20 protein-coding genes and 2 pseudogenes are annotated in these 22,596 nt (G+C 73.9%); 10 read left to right on the top strand and 12 right to left on the bottom strand.

The genetic code is table 11. From position 1 onward, the window contains the following. Positions 1–25: 25 nt before the first annotated feature. The 3 genes from ACZ4E1_RS14300 to ACZ4E1_RS14290 are packed head-to-tail and all read right to left on the bottom strand — an operon-like array spanning position 26 to position 2,611. A complete protein-coding gene (locus ACZ4E1_RS14300; RefSeq protein ID WP_467539597.1) occupies positions 26–748 on the bottom strand; it encodes an FAD:protein FMN transferase in 723 nt (240 codons plus the stop codon). A 40-nt stretch (positions 749–788) separates the two neighbouring features. After that, positions 789–1,232, bottom strand: coding sequence for an FMN-binding protein (locus ACZ4E1_RS14295; protein ID WP_467539197.1), 444 nt, complete (start codon positions 1,230–1,232; stop codon positions 789–791). A gap of 8 nt (positions 1,233–1,240) precedes the next feature. Then, entirely contained in the window at positions 1,241–2,611 is a 1,371-nt protein-coding gene (locus ACZ4E1_RS14290; RefSeq protein WP_467539195.1) for a ferredoxin reductase family protein, read from the bottom strand. Positions 2,612–2,802: 191 nt separating this feature from the next. Here ACZ4E1_RS14290 and ACZ4E1_RS14285 point away from each other — a divergent pair, with 191 nt between their 5' ends. Next, positions 2,803–3,534: a response regulator transcription factor gene (locus tag ACZ4E1_RS14285; RefSeq protein WP_467539193.1), complete on the top strand. Its 732-nt coding sequence runs from the start codon at positions 2,803–2,805 to the stop codon at positions 3,532–3,534. Next, positions 3,531–5,015 (top strand): sensor histidine kinase, encoded by a 1,485-nt coding sequence (locus tag ACZ4E1_RS14280; protein ID WP_467539191.1) that lies wholly within the window; start codon positions 3,531–3,533, stop codon positions 5,013–5,015. The genes ACZ4E1_RS14285 and ACZ4E1_RS14280 overlap by 4 nt, the downstream gene beginning before the upstream one ends. Positions 5,016–5,047: 32 nt before the next feature. On the opposite strand, the gene ACZ4E1_RS14275 is transcribed toward ACZ4E1_RS14280, so the two are convergent. Beyond that, on the bottom strand, positions 5,048–5,467 hold the full coding sequence (locus ACZ4E1_RS14275) for a VOC family protein (RefSeq protein ID WP_467539189.1): 420 nt from the start codon (positions 5,465–5,467) through the stop codon (positions 5,048–5,050). A 191-nt stretch (positions 5,468–5,658) separates the two neighbouring features. Between ACZ4E1_RS14275 and ACZ4E1_RS14270 the strand changes: the two genes are divergently transcribed. Then, positions 5,659–6,645: an alpha/beta fold hydrolase gene (locus ACZ4E1_RS14270; protein WP_467539187.1), complete on the top strand. Its 987-nt coding sequence runs from the start codon at positions 5,659–5,661 to the stop codon at positions 6,643–6,645. Positions 6,646–6,669: 24 nt separating this feature from the next. Here the strand turns inward: ACZ4E1_RS14270 and ACZ4E1_RS14265 are convergent, their stop codons facing one another. After that, positions 6,670–7,656: a MerR family transcriptional regulator gene (locus tag ACZ4E1_RS14265; RefSeq protein WP_467539185.1), complete on the bottom strand. Its 987-nt coding sequence runs from the start codon at positions 7,654–7,656 to the stop codon at positions 6,670–6,672. A gap of 168 nt (positions 7,657–7,824) precedes the next feature. Here ACZ4E1_RS14265 and ACZ4E1_RS14260 point away from each other — a divergent pair, with 168 nt between their 5' ends. After that, entirely contained in the window at positions 7,825–8,460 is a 636-nt protein-coding gene (locus ACZ4E1_RS14260) for an RNA polymerase sigma factor (RefSeq protein ID WP_467539183.1), read from the top strand. A 21-nt stretch (positions 8,461–8,481) separates the two neighbouring features. On the opposite strand, the gene ACZ4E1_RS14255 is transcribed toward ACZ4E1_RS14260, so the two are convergent. The 4 genes and pseudogenes from ACZ4E1_RS14255 to ACZ4E1_RS14240 form a co-directional block, all read right to left on the bottom strand. Then, complete coding sequence (locus tag ACZ4E1_RS14255) at positions 8,482–9,864, bottom strand: cryptochrome/photolyase family protein (protein WP_467539181.1); 1,383 nt, start codon at positions 9,862–9,864, stop codon at positions 8,482–8,484. Positions 9,865–9,917: 53 nt separating this feature from the next. Beyond that, on the bottom strand, positions 9,918–11,534 hold the full coding sequence (locus ACZ4E1_RS14250) for an SDR family oxidoreductase (RefSeq protein ID WP_467539179.1): 1,617 nt from the start codon (positions 11,532–11,534) through the stop codon (positions 9,918–9,920). Between the two features lie 146 nt (positions 11,535–11,680). Next, positions 11,681–11,818 (bottom strand): annotated as a pseudogene (locus ACZ4E1_RS14245) (MMPL family transporter); the annotation flags it as partial. 26 nt (positions 11,819–11,844) lie between these two features. Continuing rightward, positions 11,845–12,513: a dienelactone hydrolase family protein gene (locus ACZ4E1_RS14240; RefSeq protein ID WP_467539177.1), complete on the bottom strand. Its 669-nt coding sequence runs from the start codon at positions 12,511–12,513 to the stop codon at positions 11,845–11,847. 194 nt (positions 12,514–12,707) lie between these two features. Here ACZ4E1_RS14240 and ACZ4E1_RS14235 point away from each other — a divergent pair, with 194 nt between their 5' ends. Next, on the top strand, positions 12,708–14,309 hold the full coding sequence (locus ACZ4E1_RS14235; protein ID WP_467539175.1) for a sulfite oxidase: 1,602 nt from the start codon (positions 12,708–12,710) through the stop codon (positions 14,307–14,309). A gap of 32 nt (positions 14,310–14,341) precedes the next feature. Here the strand turns inward: ACZ4E1_RS14235 and ACZ4E1_RS14230 are convergent, their stop codons facing one another. Together ACZ4E1_RS14230 and ACZ4E1_RS14225 are read right to left on the bottom strand one after the other, a co-directional pair. Then, a complete protein-coding gene (locus ACZ4E1_RS14230) occupies positions 14,342–15,001 on the bottom strand; it encodes an MSMEG_1061 family FMN-dependent PPOX-type flavoprotein (RefSeq protein WP_467539174.1) in 660 nt (219 codons plus the stop codon). Between the two features lie 163 nt (positions 15,002–15,164). Further along, entirely contained in the window at positions 15,165–16,241 is a 1,077-nt protein-coding gene (locus ACZ4E1_RS14225) for an alpha/beta hydrolase family protein (RefSeq protein ID WP_467539173.1), read from the bottom strand. Positions 16,242–16,325: 84 nt separating this feature from the next. Between ACZ4E1_RS14225 and ACZ4E1_RS14220 the strand changes: the two genes are divergently transcribed. The 3 genes from ACZ4E1_RS14220 to ACZ4E1_RS14210 all read left to right on the top strand — a co-directional run bounded on the left by ACZ4E1_RS14220 (position 16,326) and on the right by ACZ4E1_RS14210 (position 18,709). Beyond that, positions 16,326–17,288, top strand: coding sequence for an ArsR family transcriptional regulator (locus ACZ4E1_RS14220; protein ID WP_467539172.1), 963 nt, complete (start codon positions 16,326–16,328; stop codon positions 17,286–17,288). Between the two features lie 115 nt (positions 17,289–17,403). Further along, positions 17,404–17,736: a lysine transporter LysE gene (locus ACZ4E1_RS14215; RefSeq protein WP_467539170.1), complete on the top strand. Its 333-nt coding sequence runs from the start codon at positions 17,404–17,406 to the stop codon at positions 17,734–17,736. Positions 17,737–17,860: 124 nt separating this feature from the next. Then, positions 17,861–18,709, top strand: coding sequence for a hypothetical protein (locus ACZ4E1_RS14210; protein WP_467539168.1), 849 nt, complete (start codon positions 17,861–17,863; stop codon positions 18,707–18,709). A gap of 32 nt (positions 18,710–18,741) precedes the next feature. Here ACZ4E1_RS14210 and pdxR read toward each other — a convergent pair whose 3' ends face one another. Continuing rightward, positions 18,742–20,148, bottom strand: coding sequence for a MocR-like pyridoxine biosynthesis transcription factor PdxR (gene pdxR / locus ACZ4E1_RS14205; protein ID WP_467539166.1), 1,407 nt, complete (start codon positions 20,146–20,148; stop codon positions 18,742–18,744). Between the two features lie 127 nt (positions 20,149–20,275). On the opposite strand from pdxR, the gene ACZ4E1_RS14200 reads away from it, so the two are divergent. Then, positions 20,276–21,385: an MFS transporter gene (locus ACZ4E1_RS14200; RefSeq protein ID WP_467539165.1), complete on the top strand. Its 1,110-nt coding sequence runs from the start codon at positions 20,276–20,278 to the stop codon at positions 21,383–21,385. A 332-nt stretch (positions 21,386–21,717) separates the two neighbouring features. Continuing rightward, positions 21,718–22,572 (top strand): annotated as a pseudogene (locus ACZ4E1_RS14195) (chitosanase); the annotation flags it as partial. Positions 22,573–22,596: the final 24 nt, after the last annotated feature.

The raw sequence follows: 22,596 nt of genomic DNA, 5'->3' as shown, positions 1-22,596 counted from the left end.
AGGCGTGACGCCCGGCCCGCCTGAACTAGGCGAACCGGGGGCCCTGCGTGCCGCGCACCGTCCACGTGGTGCCGTCCCGCTCCACGCCCAGCGCGAGCACGTCCGTCCGCCGCTCCAGCCAGGCCCGCGCGTTCGCCGCTCCGACCGCGTACGCGGCGGTGGCCAGCACGTCGGCCCGGGTGAGACCGGAGGTCACGACGGTCAGGGAGGCCAGGGCGTGCGCGGGCGGGGTCTGGGTGTCCGGGTCGAGGATGTGGCAGCCGCGCTCGGCGGGACCGGACGTGGCGAGGGCGAGCGGGCCCTCGGCGGACTCGACGACGGCCGCGTAACTGTCCGGCCGCAGCGGATGGGCGATGCCGACCCGCCAGGGGCCGCCGTGCAGCTGGATGTCGCCGCCGCCGTTGAGGCACACGTGTTCGGCGCCCGCCTCCTGGAGCAGCCGGGCCGCCCGCTCGACCGCCCATCCCTTGACCAGCCCGCTGGGGTCGTACGGGCCGGCGTACCGGGCGTCGAACCGGCCCTCGGTGTCGTGCCGGGCGGCCTCGCACAGGGCGCGGACCTCCTCGGCCTCCGCGCGCCAGGCCTGCGGCACCGGCGCGCCCGTCCGCTCCAGCGAGACCGCGCTGTCGGGCCGGTACGGCGAGAAGACCTCGTCGACGTGGTGCAGCAGTGCCTCGGCCTCGTCCAGAGCCCGGCGCAGCCCCGGAGTCGGAGTGTCGCGCACCGTGCAGGAGAACACGGTGCCCATCGTGCGCACCACGCGCCGCAGGCCGGCGGAACCGCCCGGCTCAGGCACGGGCCTGGTCCAACGCGCTCTGGAGCGAGGTGATGTAGCCCTCGCTCGTGTACGTCGCTCCGGAGACCGTGTCGACCTGGGCGCTCTGTGCCGTGACGGTCTCCTGGACGAGGACGGGTATCGTGGTCGCGTTGATCTCCCTGCTGCGGCCGTCGCCGTCGGGCTGCTGGAGGGCGCGCGCGGACGTGATCCTCGAACCGTCCAGGGTCAGTTCGACCTGGACCGGCCCGTAGCGGGTCTGGACGGTCGAGCCGGTGACGGTACGCGTCCCGGAGCTCGGGCTCGCGCCGCCGCTCGCACTCGACGACGACGGCGCCTTGGTGACCGGGGCGGCGACGGAGGACGTGTGGTGCGGTTTCAGGGACAGTGCGAGCACGGTCACGGTGACGGTCGCGACGCAGGTCAGCACGGTGCGGCGGAGCGAGTGGGCGCGCATGGCGGGGCTCACAGTTCGAAGGACTCGTGGTGGATGCGGGAGGCCGGGACTCCGGCGGCCCGCAGGGCGTCGTACGCGGCCTGGGCGAGCCCGGGCGGCCCGCACAGGTAGACGTCGTGGCGCTCGATGTCGGGCAGCAGGGCGCGCAGCCCGTCCGCCGTGATCGGGGCGCGGCGGCCGTCGGGGGTGTTGAGCGCGTACACCAGGCGGGCCTGGCGCCGCGCTGCGATGGCCTCCAGCTCACCGCGCAGCGCCAGTTCGCCGGTGGTGCGGGCGCGGTAGAGCAGGGTCAGGTCGCCGGGCCGGGCGGGCAGGGTCTCGAACAGGGTGCGCAGGGGCGTGATGCCGGTGCCGCCCGCGATCATCAGCACCTTGTCGCGGCTGCGCCGCCCGGCGGTGAGCGCGCCGTAGGGCCCCTCCGCCCAGACGCGCGTGCCGGGCCGCAGGTTCGCGACGGCGGCGCTGTGGTCGCCCAGCGCCTTGACGGTGATCCGCATCAGGTCGCCGCGCGGGACGGCGGACAGGGAGTACGGGTGACTCGCGAGCCACATGCCGGGGGTGAGGAAGCGCCAGCGCAGGAACTGCCCCGGCCTGGCGCCGATGTGTTCGAGGTGCCGGCCGCGCAGCCAGACCGAGTACACGCCCGGCGCTTCCGGCACGACCGCGTCGACGCGTATGCGGTGGCGCAGGTTGAGCCGCACCGGGGTGAGCACGCGGAACCAGAGGACGAGGCAGGCCACACCGACGTAAAGGGCGTACCAGGCCGCCCGCGCGCCCGCGTTCGCGACGAAGTCCGCGCCGGTCGACAGCTGGTGGAAGAAGGCCAGGAACACGGCCGCGTAGGTGAGCAGATGCAGGTGGTACCAGGTCTCGTAGCGCAGCCTGCGGCGCACGGCCCGTACGGACGTGTAGCCGACGGCGAGCAGGATGACGCTGCCGGCGGTGGCCTTGAGCAGGTCGGGCAGGTCGAGGACGATCGTGCCGAGCTGGGTCAGCGGGCCGGTGTGGGCCTGTGCGGCGTAGCCGAGGGTGATGAAGACGATGTGGGCGAGCAGCAGGCCGATCGTCCAGCGGCCGGCCGACGCGTGCCAGCGGGCGCTGCGATCACTGCCCACTCCGGTCTCCAACCAGGGCACCCGTGCCATCAGGGCGACGAGCAGGGCGCACATGTAGCCGCAGAGCAGGCCGGTGATCCGGCCGACGCCGGTGAGCCAGCCGGCCGCGCCGACGACGGCGTCCGTGTCCCGCCACCATAGGGCGAGCACGGCGAAGCCGCCGGCCCAGGCGGCGGCGAGCAGCAGCGCGGCCGTCGCCCGGTGGCTCGGCGGGCCGGGGGCGCGGTGCGTCACCGGCGGCGGACGATGGGTCGCGGTGGCCATGGCGGTCTCCTCGGTGGCGGTGGACTGCTCTCACTGTCGTCCGCCAACCTCTGAGTGAGCTCTCAGCGCACTCCGGACCGGAGGCGCTGGTTCGGCCCATGACCTGGCGCTTCGCCGGGCCGATCGGGTCCCCGGCGCTCTGCGTGTTCTCAGAGGAAACTCAGAGGCGGGCGCGAGATGCTGAGGACGCCATGAATTCACGCCCCGCGGGCATGACCCGCCCCGACGGCGCCCCGGTGCGCGTCCTGGTCGTCGACGACGAGCCCGATCTCGCCGAGGTCGTCACCGGCGCGCTGCGGTACGAGGGCTGGGAGGTGCGCGCTGCGGGCACGGCCCGTGACGCCGTTCGCGCGGCACGCGACTTCCGGCCCGACGCCGTCGTGCTCGACATCATGCTGCCGGACCGCGACGGGCTGGCCGTGCTGCGCGAGCTGCGTGCCGCCCAGCCGCACGTGTGCGTGCTGTTCCTGACCGCGCGCGACACCGTCGAGGACCGGATCGCGGGGATCACGGCGGGCGGGGACGACTACGTGACGAAGCCGTTCAGCCTCGGCGAGCTCGTCGCCCGGCTGCGCGGGCTGCTGCGCCGCGCCGGGATGACCCGGGAACGGGCGGCCGGCTCGCTGGTCGTCGTGGGGGATCTGGAGCTGGACGAGGACGCGCACGAGGTCACCCGGGGCGGCGAGCCGGTCGATCTGTCCCCCACCGAGTTCCAGCTGCTGCGCTGCCTGATGCGCAACGCCCGCCAAGTGCTCAGCAAGGCGCAACTGCTCGACATGGTCTGGTCGTACGACTTCGGCGGCCAGGCCCACGTGGTCGAGCTGTACATCTCGTACCTCCGCAAGAAGATCGACGCGGGCCGCGAGCCGATGATCCACACCGTGCGCGGCGCGGGCTACGTCCTGAAGCCGGTGAGCCGGTGACATGGCCCCGGCTGCGCACGCTGCGTGCCCGGCTCACCGCGGGACTCCTCGTGCTGCTGGCCGTCGGGTGCGCCGCGGTGGGCGGCGCGGCGGTCTTCGAGCTGAACGGGTTCCTGACCGAGCGGCTGGACCAGCAGCTCTCGGCGGCGGGCAGCGCGTTTCCGGCGAGCATCGAGCATCCCGGCGGCGCACCCGACTCCGGTGGCACGGGCAACGACCACGACGGCGACGAGCATGCCGACACACGGCGGCAGGCCGCCGGGACGCTCGGGGTCTACGAGCGTGACGGGCGGGTCGTCGACGCGGCGGTGGTGCGCGGCGGCGACGACCCCGCCGGGCTCACCGCCGATCTCTCCGCCGCCGACCGGCTCGCGCTGGCCGCGGTGCCCGTGGACGGCCGGGGGCACCGCGTCGATCTGTCCGTGCTCGGCGACTACCGGGTCATGGCCTGGCCCGGCCGGGACGGCGACACGCTCATGACCGGGCTGCCGCTGCGGGGCGTCGAGGACGCGGTGCACCGGCTCGAACTCGTCGCCGGCGGGGTGTTCGGCATCGCGCTCGTCGGCGCGGGGATCGCGGGGGCGCTCTGGGTGCGGTGGTCGCTGCGACCGCTCAGCCGGATCGCGGGCACCGCGAGGCGGGTCAGCGAACTGCCGCTCGCCAGCGGGGAGGTCGCCCTCCCGGCCCGGGTGCCCGGCACCCGGCCGCGCAGCGCCGAGGTCGACCAGGTCACCCTCGCCTTCAACCGCATGCTCGGGCACGTGGAGAACGCGCTCACCCAGCGCCAGCGCAGCGAGGAGCGGCTGCGCAGTTTCTCCGCCGACGCCAGTCACGAACTGCGTACCCCGGTCGCGTCGGTCCGCGGGCACGCCGAGCTCGCCCTGCTGCACCCCGGGCCCGTACCGCCCGAGGTGACGCGCGCGCTGGAACGGATCGCCGCGGAGTCCGGCCGGATGGGCGCGATGGTCGACGACCTGCTCCTGCTCGCGCGGCTCGACGCGGGCCGGCCGCTAGAACGGGAGCCGGTGGATCTCACCCGGCTCGTCCTCGACGCCGTTTCCGACGCACGCGCCGTGGGAACGGAACACCGCTGGGCCCTGCGGCTCCCCGAGGAACCGGTGAGCGTCGGCGGAGACGCCCACCGGCTCCAGCAGCTGCTCGCGAACCTCCTCGCCAACGCCCGTCACCACACGCCGGCCGGGACGTCCGTCACGGTGGGCCTCGACCGGGACGCGGACGGCACGACCGTCCTGACCGTCACCGACGACGGCCCCGGCATCCCCCAGGACCTCCAGGACCACCTTTTCGAACGGTTCGTGCACGGCGGCGGTCCGCGCGGCGCCGACGGAGGCGGCACGGGGCTCGGCCTGTCCATCGTCGCGGCGGTGGCGGAGGCCCACGGCGGCTCGGCCGGTGTGCGCAGCGAGCCGGGTGCGACGACCTTCACCGTCCGCCTGCCACCGGCCCCCGGAGACCCGTAGCAGCCCCCGTCCGCGACGTGGGGGTGGAGTGCTCACCCGCTCCGAGCGGTGTCGAGGGCGACCAGCTCGACCTGGAAGCCGTCGCCGTCCTGCAGGTAGGCCGCGTAGTGCTGCGCTCCGCCGGCGTGAGGGTGGAGTTCGGGGAACATCAGGCTCCAGCCGTTCCGGGCCGCGTCCACGGCCAGCTCCTCGACGGTGGCGGCGTCCTCGACGTGGAAGGCCAGGTGGTTCAGGCCGGGCCGACGGCGGTCGTACCGGTCGTCGGTGAGGTCCGGGGACTGTTCCAGGACGAGGTAGGTCGGCCCCAGGAGCCAACTGCGGCCGGAGTCCCAGCTCTGCGAGACGGTGTAACCCAGCGTCCGGAGCAACCAGCCCAGTGAGGCGAGGGCGCGGTCCAGATCGGGAACCCAGATCTCGACGTGGTGCAGTGCGCCGTGAGTCGGCCGATTCACGCGGCTGTTTCTCCTCTCGCTCGACCAGGACGCCGTTCTCGCGCCAGGCGCCGGAACGGACCGGCGGTGACCCTACCCCGGTGTCCCGCGAACTTGCCGGAACGGCAACGTCGATCGCGCCTCGTGGCCGGGGCGCCGCATGATCGACAGGTGCCCTCCGGCCGCCCGCGAACCGAGGAGAGAAGTCACCCATGCGAACCGAGCCGACCGCCGCACTCCGCCACCGCATCGTCGAAGCCCCTGCCGGCCGTCTGCATCTGGCCGAGCAGGGCACCGGCCCGCTGGTCCTGCTGGTGCACGGTTTCCCCGAGTCCTGGTACTCCTGGCGCCACCAGCTCCCGGCCCTCGCCGCGGCCGGCTTCCGGGCCGTGGCGATCGACGTGCGCGGCTACGGCCGCTCCTCCAAGCCCGCCGCGACCGACGCCTACCGCCTGCTCGACCACGTGGAGGACAACGTCGCCGTCGTACGCGCCCTGGGCGAGGAGCGCGCGGTGGTCGTCGGCCACGACTGGGGGTCCAACATCGCCGCGACCTCCGCCCTCGTCCACCCCGAGATGTTCCGCGCGGTCGGCCTGCTGAGCGTCCCGTACGCGCCGCCCGGCGGCCCCCGCCCCACCGACGTCTTCGGCCAGGTCGGCGGCCCCGACCAGGAGTTCTACGTCTCGTACTTCCAGGAGCCCGGCCGCGCCGAGGCGGAGATCGAGCCCGATGTCCGGGGCTGGCTCGCGGGCTTCTACGCGGCCCTGTCCGCCGGGACCATGCCGGGCGAGGGCGAGCCCGACCCGCACTTCGTCGCCCCGGGACGGCGGCTGCGCGACCGCTTCCCCGACGGCCCGCTCCCGGCGTGGCTGGGCGAGGAGGATCTCGACGTCTACGCCGGGGAGTTCGAACGCACGGGGATCACCGGCGCGCTCAACCGCTACCGCGCCATGGACCGGGACTGGGAAGACCTCACACCCCACCGCGGAGCGCCGGTCACGCAGCCGTCCCTGTTCATCGGCGGTGCGCTGGACGCCTCCACCACCTGGATGTCCGACGCCATCGACGCCTTCCCCACCACGCTCCCCGCACTGTCCGCGTCCCACCTCCTGGGCGGCTGCGGTCACTGGATCCAGCAGGAGCGCCCCGACGAGGTCAACCGTCTGCTGATCGACTGGCTGGCCACCCTCCAGGACTGAACCCGCAGCGTGCCGGGGCGCCGGCTACGCGCGCGTGCGGAACAGCGACTCGACGAGCGTGAGGGCGGAGGCGAGACCCGTGAGGCGGCTCGCCGGCGGCTCCGGAGGCGTGCCGCCCCAGCCGGGGCCCGCGAGGAGGACCACGGGACCGCCGCGGGCGCCGCGTACACCCCATTCGAGGGCGAGGAGCGAGCGGATCGCGTGCACGTCGGCGGTCTCGCGGGACTGCGACCAGAGGACGACGGCGGCCGGGCCGATCCGCCGGGCCGCCGACTCCAGGGCCTCCTTCGGCAGGGCGGCCCCGAAGATCCTCGCGGGCAGCCCCCGCTCGGTGAGGGCCGCCCACAGCGCCTCGATCGGGAGACTGTGCTGCTCGTCCGGCATACAGGCGAGCAGGACCGGCGGGCGCCGGTCCGGGGCCGGGGCGCCCGCCGAGCGGAGCGCGGCCGACACGTGCCACGAGAGCAGGTGCTCCACCTCGACGTACGACGCGTCGGACGTCGCCCACTTGCGGCCCACGGCGTGCAGGGTCGGAGCGATGATCTGCTCCCAGGCCACCACCACCCCGTACGCGTCGATCGCGGCGCGCAGTCGGTCCTGCACGGCCGGGGCGTCGAGTCGCACGGCGGCGCGTGCCAGGCCTCGGCTCTCCGGCCAGACCTGACCCGGCGGCAGATCGCGGGAACCGCCCGGAGCACGGGCCGAGGTGCGCGACTGCGGCTCCGCAGCAGTGGGGAGTTCGGTCGCCCGGCCGTCCTCCGCCATCGCCAGCCGTGCCGCCTGGGCAGGCGTGACGCCTTGCGCGGTCAGCTGGCACATGTGCTCCATCCTGGCCACGTCGTCGGGCGCCCAGCGGCGGTGGCGGCCCGCCTCGCGGACGCTCGGACCGATGCCGTAGCGCCGCTCCCAGGTGCGCAGCGTCGTCTGGGCGACGCCGAGCCTGCGGGCGAGCGCGCCGGTGGTCAGGGCGGCCGGTGCTCCGGCGCCGGGGGCCTCTTGCTCGCCGCTCATGCGCCCTCCTCGGTCACGGGCGTTCGCCCCGTCTCCAGATTAAACGACGCATGAACGATGCATCTTGTGCACCGGTTCCACCGCGATCACTCTGGCGGCAGGCGCGACGAGGCGCGCACCGCCGGCACGTCAGGACCACCCGGTGAGGCGGTCCGAGGAGTGTTCACGATGGCCACGCCACAGAGGACCACGGCACAGACGCACACAGCGCACAGCACCGATCCACTGATCACCGAGGCGTTTCTGCGGGGCGACGAGGACGGCTGCAGACAGGCGTACGAGCGGTGGGCGGGCCTGGTGCACCACCTCGCGCGCCGTGCGCTCGGCGACTCCCCCGATGCCGAGGACGTCACGCAGCAGGTCTTCCTCGCCGCCTGGCAGGGCCGCCGCGGGTTCCGTCCGGAGCGGGGCAGCGCCGCCTCCTGGCTGGTCGGCATCACCCGGCACAAGATCGCGGACGCGCACGCGGCCCGGGCCCGCCAGGCCCGCCTCGCCGCCGCGGCGCGGTCCGAGCGGGACAAGGACGTGCCGCCGTCGGAGGAACGGCTCGCGCAGCGGACCGTGGACCGCGTCGTGGTCCGGCACGAGCTGAGCCGGCTGCCGCCCGCCCAGCGACAGGTCCTGTGGCTCACCTTCTACGCGGACCTCCCCCAGTCGCAGATCGCCGCCCGCACCGGGCTTCCGCTGGGCACGGTGAAGAGCCACGCCCGCCGGGGGATGCACGCGCTGCGGCTGCGCCTGGAGCAGCCCGCGGACCGGCCCGTCGCCCCGCAGGAGAGTGCGGGCCACGCCGGTCGCCGGTGAACCCGCGCGCACCCCGGCCCCTCAGTCCCGGCCGCGGGCCTGCCGGAAGCGGGCCAGGCCGTCGTCGAGGTCGATCAGCGGTTCCGGGTAGTCGAGCCCGGCCCGGGTCTCGCGGGGCAGTCGCCAGGGCTCGTGCACCGAGCGGTCCTCCACGGCGGCGAGTTCGGGCACCCAGCGGCGGACGTACGTGCCGCGCGGGTCGAAGCGCTTGCCCTGGACGACCGGGTTGAGGACGCGGTGCGGGCGGGTGTCCGTGCCGGTGCCGGCCACCCATTGCCAGTTGAGCTGGTTGCTGGCCACGTCCCCGTCGACGAGCAGGTCGAGGAAGTGCCGGGCGCCGACGCGCCAGTCCACGTAGAGCGTTTTGGTGAGGAAGCTGGCCGTCAGGAGGCGGGCGCGGTTGTGCATCCAGCCCTCCTCGCGCAACTGGCGCATGCCCGCGTCCACGACCGGGTAGCCGGTGCGGCCGTCCCGCCACGCGGCGATGTCCTCGGCCGCGTCCTCCTCGCCACGCCACCGGTCGCCGCGGGTGCGGTAGTCCGCGGCGGCCGTCTCGGGACGGGAGGCGAGGACCTGGCGGTGGAAGTCGCGCCAGCACAACTGCCGGACGAACGCCTCGGCACCCGGGCCGCCGTGCGCGCGGGAGCGCGTGACGGCCTCGACCGGTGAGAGGGCCCCGAAGTGGAGGTAGGGCGAAAGGCGGGAGGTGGCGTCGCCCGCCAGGTCGTCGTGCCGTTCCTCGTACCGGGACAGGTCGCCGGAGTCCCACCACCGGGCGCAGCGGGCGCGGCCGGCCGTCTCGCCGCCCTCGGGGAGTCCGGGCGAGGTTCCGTCGACGTCCTGCGCCGACGGCGGGGCCTCGCCGCGCGCGGTCTCGGGGACACGCACGGTGCGCGGCGGCGGCAGCGGCTCGCGCAGCGTCACCCCCGACCAGCGGCGGAAGTACGGGGTGAACACGGCGTAGTGGTCGGTGCCGCTCCCGGCGGGCGTCACGGCGCCGGGGGCGACCGCGGTGGTCACCGAGTCGTGGACGTGCAGCGCCACCCCGACCGCGGCCAGCGCCTCGCGCAGCCGCCGCTCGCGCCGGTGGGCGTAGGCGGTGACGTCGGCCGCCATGTGCACCTCGACGGCCCCGCACTCGGCGGCGACCGCACGGACCTCCCGGGCGACCGGTCCACTGCGGATCACCAGGCGGCCTCCACGGTGCCGGAGCCGCTCGTCGAGGTCGGCGAGGCACTCGGCGAGGAACGCCCGGCGGTTGGGCGCGTCGAAGCCTGCCGCGTGCACCCCCGGATCGCGTACGAACAGCGGGACGACCTGGTCCGCGGCGCGCACGGCGGCGTGCAGCGGGGGGTGGTCGTGCAGACGCAGGTCCGCGGTGAACAGGACGACTGCGACGGTCATGTGGCCCTCCTGGGAAAGTGACGGTGCGGGGCGAGGCCTGGCCCGCGGTCAGGTCAGTGCCGGGCTCCCCGCCTCTTCTTTCCGCGTGCGGCTGCCCGCCGGATGCGCTGGATCGGCGAGCGGGACGAGGCCCGTGCCGACGGGGGCCGCGGGTCGCCGTCCGCAGCGGCTGCCGCGGCGCGGGCGATGTTCCGCGCCATGCCCCCGAACACGACGGCGTGGAACGGCGAGACCGACCACCAGTACGCGTGACCGAGGAGCCCGCGCGGATGGAACAGGGCGCGCTGCCGGTACCGGGTGCGCCCCCGGTCGTCGGTGTCGACGCGCAGTTCGAGCCAGGCCAGGCCGGGCAGCCGCATCTCGGCGCGGAGCCGCAGCAGCCGCACGGGTTCGATCTCCTCGACGCGCCAGAAGTCCAGGGAGTCGCCGGCCCGCAGCCGCTGGGCGTCGCGTCGGCCGCGGCGCAGGCCGACCCCGCCGGCGAATCGGTCGAGCCGGCCGCGCACGGCCCAGGCGAGCGGGAAGGAGTACCAGCCGTTGTCGCCGCCGATCCCCTCGATCACCCGCCACAGCGCCTCCGGGCTTGCGGGGACGGGGAGTTCGCGCACGTCCTCGTAGAGGCTGCCGCCCGCCCAGTCCGGGTCGGTCGGCAGCGGGTCACTGGGCGCGCCCGGCACCGCGGCCGAAGACCAGCGGGTGGCGACCTGGGCCTCCCCGACCCGGCGGAGCGCGAGGGCGAGCGCCTCGTCGAAGGGCAACGGCCGCCCCGGCAGGTCGGGGACGTGGCGGGCGATGTCGTGCTCGTGGCAGACCACCTCGTGCCGCAGCGACTCGGTGAGCGGCCTGGCGATGGAGGCCGGTACGGGGGTGACGAGCCCGACCCAGTGGCTGGACAGCCCGGGCGTGAGGACCGGGACCGGGACGATGACGCGTCGCGGCAGCCCGGCGGCGGCGGCGTAGCGGAGCATCATGTCCCGGTACGTGAGCACGTCGGGCCCGCCGATGTCGAAGGCCCGGTCGACGTCGGCGGGCAGGCCGGCCACGCCGACGAGGTAGCGCAGGACGTCACGGACCCCGATGGGCTGAGTGCGGGTGCGCACCCAGCTCGGGGTGACCATCACGGGCAGGCGTTCGGTCAGGTGGCGGAGCATCTCGAAGGAGGCCGAGCCGGATCCGATGACCACGGCCGCCCGCAGCACGGCGGCGGGCACGGGGGCGTCGAGGAAGATCCGGCCGACCTCCGCGCGCGAGCGCAGGTGCGGCGAGAGGGACCGCTCGGGGACACCGTGCGGGGTGAGCCCGCCGAGGTAGACGATCCGGCGCACCCCGGCGGCGTGCGCCTGTTCGGCGAAGATCCGGGCCGCGCGCCGGTCGGTCTCCTCGAAGTCCGGGCCGGTGCCCAGGGCGTGCACCAGGTAGTACGCGACGTCGATGCCCCGCAGCGCGGCCCCTACGGACTCGGCGTCGGTGACGTCCCCGCGTACGGACTCCACCTGCCGCGCCCACGGATGGTCGCGGAGCTTGCCGGGCGTGCGGACCAGGCACCTGACGCGGTGGCCCGCGTCGAGGAGCTCGGGGACGAGCCGCCCGCCGATGTACCCGGAGGCTCCGGTGACGAGGCAGTGCAGCGCCTCCTGGTGACGGGGCCCGCCGTCCGCGGTCGCGCTCATGGTTGTCTCCTCCGCGCTCCGAGAGTGGTGCTCATCGGCCCGGCCGATGAGCATCGGGCCGGTGCCGACCCGACCATCTGCACGACTGCTTCGGGGCGAGCGGCGGCCCCGGATGCACCGGACGGGCGATCGGAACCGTCCTTCCGGGACAGCGGAACGACCATGAGCGCGGCGAACGTCGCAGCGAGCACGACACCCGTCGAGGTGATCACGCCGCCGGTCGTCGTCGGCCCGCGCAGCACGGCCCGCCGGGTGCCCGGGACGAGGGCCTCCTCCCGCTCCCGCTGAGCCGGGCGACGCCCCTGCCGCGCTACGGCTGGTCCGCCTCACCCAGCAGAGCGATCACCTCCGAGGCCGCTGAGCGGTGCCAGCCGGGACGGCCGCGGAGCATCGCGTGATCACCGCCCGGCACGAGCCGCGTCCGCACGCTCGCGCCGGCCGCCCGTGCGCGGTGTGTGAACGCCACCGAGGCCTGCGGATCGGTGACACGGTCCCGGTCGCCGTGCAGCACGGTGATCCGCTTCCCGCGCAGATGGCTCACCGGATCGGCCGGCGGGCACCACGGTGCCAGTGCCAGCACTCCCTTCACGTTCGGGGCGGTGGCGGCCTGGAGCGCGGCGCGGCCCCCCATGGAATGTCCTACGAGCACCACGGGGACGTCACCGGCGACCCGGCTCAGCTCGGCGAGGGCCCGTCGAGCGTCCAGGAGGGCGTCCGCGTCGTCCCCGTTCCAGCCGCGCACGCGGTAACGGACCTCTGCGAGCAGAACCGGAGCGCCGTGCAGCGCCGCGGCGGTGGCCCTGACGAAGGGCCGCATCCGCAGGGCGGCGAGATGCCACGGTCGCGACGCGGTGCGGTCCTCGGCACGCCCGCCGTGCAGGAACAACACGGCCGCGCCGGCGCGCGCGGGTAGGGCACGCAGGGCCAGCGCCCCGTGCTCCGCCGCCGATCCCTCGGGTGGACGCCCATGGTCGATCATGAATGCTCCTGACCTGCTCGGCCCTGACGGGGCGTGGGTGCCCTCGATCCGTCACCGATGGTCGGACGCTTCGGCGAAAAGGACCAACCCATTACCTCACCGGGCCCGCACCGGGGGCGGAACGGGGTGCGCCTCGCGTGAAGATGGAGACCTGAGGACCATTCCGCGAGTCGCCCGAGGACGGATTCCCCGCCATGGACCACGCCACGACGAAGCCGACCCCCACGGGCGTCAAGCGCCTGTCCCTGGGGGCTCTGAGCGGTGTGCTCGCCGGGAGTGCGGCGGTCACGCTCGCCGAACTGGTCGCCGCTGCGGTGCGGCCCGAGTCGGGGCCTGTCGTCGCGGTGGGCGGAGCGGCGATCGACCGGACGCCGACCGCGGTGAAGGACTGGGCGATCCGGCAGTTCGGCACGGACGACAAGCTGGTGCTGCGGCTGGGCATCCTGGCGGTCCTGACCCTGCTGGCGGTACTCCTCGGCGCACTCGCCACCCGCGTGCGGGTGATCGGCCCCTTGGGAGTGCTGGCCTTCGGTGTGGTCGGCGCGCTGGCCGCCACCGGCAGGCCCGACGCGACCGGCGCTTCCGACGCCCTTCCCTCCGTCGTCGGCTCTCTTGCCGGAGCCGCGCTCCTGTACTGGCTCGTCGGCCGCCTGGACACTCCTCCTGATGCGTCGTCGAGGGACCTGACCGACGGGGACGAGAGCGGCTGGGACCGCCGCGGCTTCCTCCTGACGGCGGCGGCGACAGCCGCGGTCTCCACGGCGGCCGGAATCGCAGGCCGCGCCCTGAACGGCTCGCAGGGACAGGACGCGGTCGCGGCCCGCGACCGGGTGGTGCTCCCCGCCCCCGCGTCCCCGGCGGCTCCGGTCCCCCGGGCGGCCTCGCTGCGGGTCAAGGGCATCAGTCCGTTCATGACGCCCACCAGCGACTTCTACCGTGTGGACACCGCCCTGATCGTCCCGAAGGTGGACCCCGCCACCTGGCGACTGCGCATCCACGGAGCAGGCGTGGAACGGGAACTGACCCTCTCCTTCGACGATGTGCTGAAGCTGCCGCTCATCGAACGCGACATCACCCTCACCTGTGTCTCGAACGAGGTCGGCGGCCCCTACATCGGCAACGCCCGGTGGATCGGCGCCCGCCTGGCCGATCTCCTGAAGGAGTGCGGAGTCAGGCCGCCGTCCCGGGGAGGCGAGGCCGACCAGTTGGTCGCCCGCTCGGTCGACGGCATGACGATCGGCAGTCCGGTCGAGGACGTGATGGACGGCCGCGACGCCCTGCTGGCCGTCGGCATGAACGGCGAGCCCCTGCCCTTCGCTCACGGTTTCCCGGTCCGCATGGTGGTGCCCGGCCTCTACGGGTACGTGTCGGCCTGCAAGTGGATCAAGGACGTCGAACTGACCACCTTCGACGCCTACGACCCCTACTGGGTGGAGCGTGACTGGGCGCCGCGCGCACCGGTCAAGACCCAGTCCCGGATCGACACGCCCAGACCGTTCGCCAGGCCGGCAGCCGGCACCGTCATGATCGCCGGGGTCGCCTGGGCCCAGCACCGGGGAATCGAGCGGGTCGAGGTACGCGTCGACGACGGTCCGTGGGAACGGGCACGGCTGGCGGCCCAGGACACCCGCGACACCTGGCGCCAGTGGTCGTGGCCGTGGGAGGCGACCAAGGGCTCGCACACCCTCTCGGTGCGCGCCACCGACGGAACGGGCCGGACCCAGACGGCCCGGCGCGCCCCGACCCTTCCCGACGGTGCCACCGGCTGGCACACCGTGGTCGTCACCGTCGACTGATCACCGCCCGCATCCGGTCCCGGTCCAGCCGGTCACTCGTACCGGTACCTCAGCGAATCCGCCTCCGCCTGCTCGATGTCGGCGATCGTCAGCTCCGGCCTCCGCAGTTGCGCCAGCGTCACCTCGGCCGAGGTCGGCTGGGCGTCCGCCGGCAGCCACTGCTCCGGCTTCCACGCACCGCTGCGCAGGAGCGACTTGGGGCAGTGCGGATAGACCTCCTCGATCCCCACGACCAGGGCGCTCGCCGGCGGCTTGCCCACGGCGGTCAGCTGCGACAGCAGCTCCGGGCGCGTGGAGACGCAGGCCCGGCCGTTCACCCTGAGCGTCGTGGTGCGTCCCGGGATGAGGAAGAGCAGCCCGGCCCGGCCGGTGGCGATGACGTTCTGCAGCGTGTCCAGACGCTTGTTGCCGGTCGCGTCCGGTATCGCCACCGTCCGCGCGTCCAGGACGGAGACGAACCCGGCGGGACCGCCGCGCGGGGAGACGTCACAGTTGCCCTCGGCGTCCGCGCTGGCGACCAGGACCAGCGACGAGAGTTCGATCAACCGCCGGGTCTGGTCGGTGAGTTCGGTCATCTGCTTGCGCACGGCCGCGTCGCCGGGCAGTGCGTAGGCCCGGCGCAGTGTCTCCTGGTCGGGCACGGCGTCGCGGCGGAGGGAGTCGAAGGCGGTGTGGGCAAGGGGTGTGGTCATGGCTCCGGACCTCGAGAGGGCCGACCTGTGGTCGATGCGGTCGGCGCGTACATGGACGTGGAAGGGGACGCGCCGGGTGATCCTGCGCGTCTTGACCGCCTGATCGTCACATGCCGACGAAGCTCACAGGTGTCGGGCCCTCCGCGCCCCGCCCGGTGGCCGGTTACAGCATGTGGCGGGCGAAGAAGGACCGCACCTCACGGCGGAGTTCAGCGAGCGTCGGTGTCGGGGCTCCGGTGCCCACGAGCGCGTCGCGCGTCGCCGCTGACACGAGTCCGGCGGTCTGGAGCTGGGGGACGAGGGAGCCGTAGTCGGTGAAGGCCCAGTGGTCGGCGTCGGTGAGCCGGGCGCGGTGGGCGGGCAGGCCCTTCCAGGAGGACTCGATGCGGTCGGCGCCTTCGAATCCGTCGGTGCGGAACAGCAGGAGCGGTCGTCCGAAGCCGGTCGGCGTCCCGTACAGGTCGAGGTAGCCCTCGAGGTTCGCCACCGCGTCGACCCGGCGGTCGCGGCAGGCCGCGTACACGGCCGCTGTGCCGCCGGCCGAGTGTCCGTACATGCCGATCCGGCGGCGGTCCATGACCGGCGCGAGCGGCAGGTCGGGGAGCCGGTCGAGGACCAGTCGGAGGTCGCCGATCCGGGTGTCGGTCATCGTGCGGAAGACGGTCGGGTCCGGCGGTCCGACGAGGACGGTCCTGCGCATCCCGGTGGGCAGTTCCACCTGGGTGGCGTCGCCCGGGTGGTCGACGAGGACGACGACCCGGCCGTGGCTGGCGAGGTCCTCGGCGAGGCTGGTACCGAGTGTGCGGGAGTCACCGCCGCCCGGCGAGTAGACCAGTACCGGGCGCCTGCCCGGCAGGGCGGGCGCCCCCTGGTACGCGTGCGTGAGGACCGCGCCCCAGTCCACCGCTCCCTGCTGGGGCAGCCCGGGATGCACCCAGGGCGCGTACTCGGCGAACACCGTGGCCTCGTTCGGGGTGAGTTGAGGAACGCGAGGGAAGCCGCGTACCGATCGGGCCGGGTACAGAACGGTCAGCATCACCTCGCGTACGCCGCCCACCCACGGATCGGTGCGGGCGGGGTCGGTCAGATGGACCGTGCGCAGGCCCACGGGGTGGGGGCCCGTCGGTGCGGGCAGCCGGAGGCGGAGGCGCCCGGGACCGCCGGCGTACGCGGTCGTGGGCACCAGGGCGGCGGCGCTCCCGAATAGAGTGCCCTTCAGAAGGGTGCGTCGAGACGTCATACGCGACATCCTTGAGGCGGGGAGGTCACGGCGCGAAGGATCAGGCCCTGGCCGAAAGGCTGGACCGGGACGAGGAGTTGTGGAGTGCTGCGCATCCACTTCACGGCACAGGACGTCGCGCGGATCCGATTCGCTCCCCGTCCGGCGCCGCTCCAGGAGTTGCACGCGGCCCTGGCGACGGCCGTGAACCGGCAGGGCGGGCCGTACTTCGCTCCGTGGCGCGGCCGCGTCCTGCGTTCCCTTCCGGCCGCCGCCGCCCCGCTCGCCGACCTGGTACCGGCGGGACGCCCGCCCTCCTTCCTCGATGTCCTCGGCGAGAGCCTGACCGACAGCTTCGAGCAGATCCGCGCGACGAGCCCCGGCCTCCTGCGTTCCGAGCTGGCGCGGGTGTACGAGGAGGGGCCCGCCCCCGCCTGGATCCGCGCCCTGCACACGCACGACGACGACGCCTGGCGCACGCTGTACCGCGCGCAGCACGCCGCGTTCGAGGCGGTGCTCGCCCCGGTCTGGTCCGTCGTGCAGGACCTGCACCGTGAGGAGTTCACGCGCTACGCCCTCACGGTCGCCGAGCACGGCGTGGCCGGCGCACTGTCCGGCCTGGCTCCCGGTGGCAGTCGGCTCGACGGAGGGGTGTGGGTGTGGCCCTGCGCGGCGACGGCGGCCCGGGACGTACGGCTCGACGGGCGCGGGCTGGTGCTGCTGCCCAGCTTCCACCACCCCGCGGGGCCACTGCTCCAGGACTCCCCCGGCCGTCCGGTGGTCCTGACGTATCCGGCCGGGGCCGGGCTCCCGCCCGCCGCAGGACACCCGGACGTCACCGCCGACGCCCTCGCCGGCGTCCTCGGCCGGACCCGGCTCGACGCCCTGCGTCTCCTCGCCGAGCCCCACACCACGACGTCCCTGGCCCGCGCCCTCGATGTCAGCAACGCGACGGCCTCGGCCCACGCGGCGGCGCTCCGATCGGCGGGCATGACGACAACGACCCGGACCGGCCGTTCGGTGACCCATCGGCGGACGGCGCTCGGCACGCTGGTCGCGGGCACCTGACCGCAGTCCCGTCCCTCACCCACAGCGGGACCACCGACGAGGGCCTGCGGCCAGGCAACCGGTGCCAGAATGAGCCGGGCCGTGCGGGCGGGCGGGCAGGGGGAGCGCCGTGAGAGTGCGACGAGTAGCGAAGGGGATCGGCGAGTTCCTGATGGAGACGGTCGGGGAAGCCGTCGCCGAGGCGATCCTCACCCTGCTCGCCTGCGCGCTGCTGCTCGGCCTGGGTCTGCTCGCCTACCTGAGCTGGTCCGTCAGCCCGCGCATGACGGTGGCGGGCGCGGGGCTGCTCAGCCTGTTCCTCGCGCACGGCGCCTGGAGCGTCTTCCGCGATCCCGCGAAGGGGCGCGGCCGCCGGGGCCTCGCCGCCGTGACGGCGGCCGGTTTCGCCCTGGCCGCCGCGACAGGTGTGTTCCTCCTGTTCTACGGCACTGGATGCGGCTGCCTGTGAAGGGTGGTCGGCGGTGGGCAGCGGCCTGATCCGGGCCTGCCCTGGCGGGGCTTCAGTGGCATCAGTGCGTGGTGAAGGCGCCGGGACCACTCCCCCGCGCCCCGCCACCGTTACGATCTCGGCCGTGGCGGAATCTGGGGTGGGCGCGGAGGAGACGGGCGGGTGGCGGGCCGAGGTCGTGGAGCGGCGACAGTCGGCCGAGCCGTGGCGGTCCTCGGCGCGGGAGGTGTCGGCGCGGCATGACGGCCTGCGGATCGAGACCGCGGTCGGTTCGGTGACCTGCGTCGACGACAGCGGACGCACCCGCTGGACCCACCGCTGCACCGGCCGTCCGAACGCCGTCCATCTCTCCGGCGACCGGGCACTCGTGACCACGGACTCCCTGGAGTACACCGCCTGGGGCCTGCTCGGTCCGGCCCTGCTGCTCGATCTCGCCGACGGCCGTCTCGTCGCCGAACTGCGGGGCGCTCGCGGTGCCGCGCGCGGCGGGGGCAGGTTCCTGCTCGGTCTGGAGGGCTACGACTTCTTCGACACCTGGGAGTACGACCGGGACGGCAACCGCACCGACGCCTGGCGCTCGTACGGTCATTACGTCGTCGGCACCGGGGTGCGCGTCGTGGAGGCCGACCGGAGCGTCCCCACCCGGGGCCGCGTGGTGCGCCTGCTGCCCGGCGGCGTGATCCTGCCCGGACCGCCGCTGACCGACCCGCAGCCGCCCGAGCCGCTCGTCCTGCGCGACGGCACGATCCTGGTCCTCGACGGTGCCCGTCTCCAGTCCGTCGACCGCGGCCTGCACGGTCGTACGCTCGTCGAACTCGACCCCGCTGCCACCCCGTCCGGCACGCACGCCATGCGGTCCCTGCGACGAGCCGGGGACCGGGTGACGGTCACGATCGGCGCACCCCTCGCCGACGACCCCGCACGTTTCACGATCCACACCTGGACGATCGCCCTGCGACCGCCGGCGCTCTGAACTCACCGCGATCTCTTCCTACTTGAAGAGGATCACCGCGTTCTGAGAAGGTCTCCAATCGCCGCGATGCCTTCCCTGACGGCACGTTCGCCCACGTCGCCGAAGCCCAGGACCAGCGTCGCCGGCGACGTCGCGTGCGAGGAACGGCAGGGGCTCATTCCGTAGAGGCCCACCGACCGGGAGCGGGCGGCGGCCACGAGGTCCTGCTCGTCGGCCGGTCCGGGCAGGTGAGCCACCGCGTGGAAGCCTGCCGCGAGGCCGGAAACCCTGACTTCGGGGGCGTGTTCGGCGAGGGCTGAGACGAGTGCGGTGCGCCGCGCCGCGTAGGTGGCCCGCATCCGGCGCAGGTGCCGATCGAAGCGGCCGGACTCGATCATTCTCGCGAGGGCCAACTGGTCGAGTGTGGGCGACCCTCGGTCGTTGATCTGCTTGTGCTCGACGATCGCGTCGGTGAGCGCGGGCGGGCAGAGCATCCATCCGATGCGCAGCGCGGGCGCGAGGGACTTGCTGACGGTTCCCAGGGAGATCACGCGGTCGGCGGCGAGTCCCTGCAGCGCGCCCACCGGCTCGCGGTCGTACCGGAATTCGGCGTCGTAGTCGTCCTCGATGACGACGGCGTCCCGGCTCCTGGCCCACTCGATCAGGGCGAGGCGGCGCTCAGGTGCCAGGGCGACGCCGGTGGGCCACTGGTGCGCGGGGGTGACGACGACGGCGCGGGCATCGGTCGCGGCGAGTGCCTCCACGTCGATGCCGCGCTCGTCGACCGGCACCGGGACGGCCGACAGGCCCGCAGAGGCCGCCGAGGCGGAGATCGTGGCCGGTGAGCCGGGGTCCTCGTACGTCACGGTGCGCACCCCTGACCCGGCCAGGGCGCGCAGGGCGAGGCCGAGGCCCTGCGCGTACCCGGAGCAGATCACGATCCGTTCCGGATCGGCCGCCGCGGCGCGGACCCGCCGCAGATACCCGGCGACGACCTCGCGCAGCACCGCGCTGCCGCGCGGGTCGCCGTAATCGAGCGCCGCCGTCGGCATGGTGCGGGCCGCCTCGCGCGTCGCCGACAGCCAGTCGGTGAGCGGGAAACCGCTCAGGTCGGGGACGCCCCATCGGAAGTCGGCCAGCAGGTGCGGCGGCGCTTGCGGCGACGGCGTGGGCGCCGACGGCACGGCCGCTCCGGCTGCCACACGGGTGGCGGAGCCGACGCGGGTCACGAGGTATCCCTCGGCCTGGAGCTGGGCGTAGCCCTCCTGCACCAGGCCGCGCGAGAGCCCGAGGGCCCGGGCGAGTTCGCGCGAGGACGGCAGCCGTTCACCCACCTGAAGCCGCCCGGTCCGGATCGCGTCGCGCAACTGGCGTTCCAGCTGGGACCGCAGGGGCTCGCCGCTGTTCCGGTCGACGACCATCAGCAGATCGGGAGAGAGACCGGACCACTCCAGCGGCATGAAATCGGATCTTACCGGTGATCCGACCGCTCCTTGGGTTCGTCACGTGACCAGAAACATCAACTCCCTTCCTACGCACGCCGGTTCGCGACCACCTCTGGTGACGCGGCCCCTACTGCTGCGCTTCGTGTCGATCATCGGTGCCTCGACGGGCTTCTTCCTGCTGTTGTCGGTCGTCCCCCTCTACGCGGAGGCGTCCGGCGGGGGCGGCGCCAGCACGGCGGGACTTGCCACGGGCGCGCTGATGCTGGCCACGGTCGGAGGCGAGCTGGCCACTCCCTGGTTCGTCGCCCGCTTCGGCTACCGCCTGACGCTGGCGGCGGGACTGGTCCTCCTCGGTGCGCCCGCGCTCGTGCTGACCGTGTCCGGGAGCACGATGTGGATCACGGCGGTGTGTGTCGTGCGCGGTCTGGGCTTCGCCTGCACGGTCGTCGCGGGCAGCGCTCTGACGGCGTCACTGATCCCGCCGGAGCGCCGCGGCGAGGGACTGGCCCTGGTCGGCATCGTGTCGGGGGTTCCGTCGCTGGTGGCCCTGCCGTCGGGGGTGTGGCTGGTGGCGCACGTGGGTTACGGACCGGTCTGCGTCGTCGGCGGCGTGGCGGCGCTCGCCGCCCTTGTCACGGTGCCGGGACTTCCGGACCGCGAGCCGGAGTCGGGACCGTCGATCGGCGTGCGTACCGGGTTTCGGACGACTGACCTCCTGCGGCCCGCGATCGTCTTCGCGGCCACCGCGCTCGCTGCCGGAATCATCGTCACCTTCCTGCCCCTCGCCGTCCCGTCGGCTTCCCCCGGCCTCGTCGCGGCGGCCCTGTTCGTCCAGTCCGCGGCCTCGACCGCGGCCCGCTGGGTCGCGGGCCGCCGCGGCGACCGGTACGGACCGGCCTCGCTGGTGCTGCCCGGCCTGATCGTGGCGGCTGCCGGAACGCTCCTCGTCGCGCTGACGCACCGTCCGATCGCCGTCGTCGTCGGGGTGGCCGCGTTCGGCGTCGGCTTCGGCATCACCCAGAACGCCACGCTGACGCTGATGTACGCACGGGTCCCCGCGTCCGGATACGGCACCGTCAGCGCCCTGTGGAACTTCGCCTACGACGCCGGCATGGGCGTCGGGGCGGTCGGATTCGGAGTGCTCGCGCGGTGGACGGGATATCCCTGGGCCTTCGCGCTGACCGCCGCGCTGATGCTCACCGCGCTCGCACCGGCCTGGCGCGACCGCCGGGTCGGCGACTCCCGCCGGTAGCGGCGGCCCGCACGCCCGGGACGCCCCGTTTCCTCCGCACTGAGCCGCACCGATCCGCCCCTCCCGTCGCACCAACTCGTGCACACGTCTTGCGGAGCGGGTGATTCTGCCAATAGAAAGGAAAGGTTCCTATCAGTCAGTGGCCAGGCAGTGCGGGCATTGCCCGGCAGTGGCCAGGGACAGGGACGCGCAGAGTTCAGAGTTCCGCAGCTCGTCCAGCACGGTTCCGCACCTTCATGCAGCCCCGAACTCCCCTGCCGGGCCCGCGCGTCGGCCGACGCCATGCCGTGCGCGCGAGAAACACCCGGCCAGACGAGAAACCGGAGAAGCACATGCCACTCCCCACTCCGCGACGGCGCTGGACGCCGTCCGGATCGCGGCATCGCACCCCCGTTCACCGACGCCGGCGCAAGGCCGGCTTCCGGATCGCCCTCGCCATGGTGCTCGCCGCCGTCCCCGCGGTGATTCTTCTGAACACCAGTCAGGCGGCGGCCCCCACCGGGCTCGACGACCCGGTGAAGAAGGAGATCGCCATGCGGCTGGTCTCCAGCGCCGAGAACTCGTCGCTGGACTGGAAGGACCAGTTCGACTACATCGAGGACATCGACGACGGCCGCGGGTACACCGCCGGGATCGTCGGGTTCTGCTCCGGCACCCACGACATGCTCGACCTCGTCGAGTACTACACCGGCCAGGTGCCCGACAACCCGCTCGCCGAGTATCTGCCGGCCCTGCGCGAGGTCGACGGCTCCGATTCGCACGAGGGCCTCGACCCCGGCTTCACCGACGCGTGGAAGGAGGCCGCGCAGACCCCGCAGTTCCAGGCGGCGCAGGAGCACGAGCGGGACCGTGTCTACTTCGACCCCGCCGTCTCCCGCGCCAAGGGCGACCACCTCCAGGAGCTGGGCCAGTTCGCCTACTACGACGCGATCGTGATGCACGGTCAGGAGGGCTTCGACTCCATCCGGGACGCGGCGCGCGCCGAGGCCGACACTCCGGCCGAGGGCGGTGACGAGACCGCGTACCTGAACGCGTTCCTCGACGCCCGCGTGACGGAGATGAAGAAGGAGGCCGCGCACGAGGACACGAGCCGGGTGGACACGGCGCAGCGGGTGTTCCTCGACGACGGAAATCTGCGTCTCGACACCCCCCTGTCCTGGCACGTCTACGGAGAACCGTTCGAGATCACGCGGGATCCCGAGCCGGGCACG

The organism is Streptomyces sp. NPDC025806, from assembly GCF_055558275.1.
The sequence above is the reverse complement of the archived record's forward strand: the minus strand, read 5'-3'. Positions and strand labels throughout refer to the sequence as shown.

What these genes read in the sequence shown, in the direction of transcription:
- ACZ4E1_RS14285 (WP_467539193.1), top strand. Translation starts at nt 2,803, where the DNA reads ATGAATTCACGCCCCGCGGGCATGACCCGCCCCGACGGCGCCCCGGTG.
- ACZ4E1_RS14290 (WP_467539195.1), bottom strand. Translation starts at nt 2,611, where the DNA reads ATGGCCACCGCGACCCATCGTCCGCCGCCGGTGACGCACCGCGCCCCC.
- ACZ4E1_RS14230 (WP_467539174.1), bottom strand. Translation starts at nt 15,001, where the DNA reads ATGACCACACCCCTTGCCCACACCGCCTTCGACTCCCTCCGCCGCGAC.
- ACZ4E1_RS14225 (WP_467539173.1), bottom strand. Translation starts at nt 16,241, where the DNA reads ATGACGTCTCGACGCACCCTTCTGAAGGGCACTCTATTCGGGAGCGCC.
- ACZ4E1_RS14270 (WP_467539187.1), top strand. Translation starts at nt 5,659, where the DNA reads ATGCGAACCGAGCCGACCGCCGCACTCCGCCACCGCATCGTCGAAGCC.
- pdxR (WP_467539166.1), bottom strand. Translation starts at nt 20,148, where the DNA reads ATGCCGCTGGAGTGGTCCGGTCTCTCTCCCGATCTGCTGATGGTCGTC.
- ACZ4E1_RS14300 (WP_467539597.1), bottom strand. Translation starts at nt 748, where the DNA reads ATGGGCACCGTGTTCTCCTGCACGGTGCGCGACACTCCGACTCCGGGG.
- ACZ4E1_RS14265 (WP_467539185.1), bottom strand. Translation starts at nt 7,656, where the DNA reads ATGAGCGGCGAGCAAGAGGCCCCCGGCGCCGGAGCACCGGCCGCCCTG.
- ACZ4E1_RS14255 (WP_467539181.1), bottom strand. Translation starts at nt 9,864, where the DNA reads ATGACCGTCGCAGTCGTCCTGTTCACCGCGGACCTGCGTCTGCACGAC.
- ACZ4E1_RS14250 (WP_467539179.1), bottom strand. Translation starts at nt 11,534, where the DNA reads ATGAGCGCGACCGCGGACGGCGGGCCCCGTCACCAGGAGGCGCTGCAC.
- ACZ4E1_RS14235 (WP_467539175.1), top strand. Translation starts at nt 12,708, where the DNA reads ATGGACCACGCCACGACGAAGCCGACCCCCACGGGCGTCAAGCGCCTG.
- ACZ4E1_RS14260 (WP_467539183.1), top strand. Translation starts at nt 7,825, where the DNA reads ATGGCCACGCCACAGAGGACCACGGCACAGACGCACACAGCGCACAGC.
- ACZ4E1_RS14295 (WP_467539197.1), bottom strand. Translation starts at nt 1,232, where the DNA reads ATGCGCGCCCACTCGCTCCGCCGCACCGTGCTGACCTGCGTCGCGACC.
- ACZ4E1_RS14240 (WP_467539177.1), bottom strand. Translation starts at nt 12,513, where the DNA reads ATGATCGACCATGGGCGTCCACCCGAGGGATCGGCGGCGGAGCACGGG.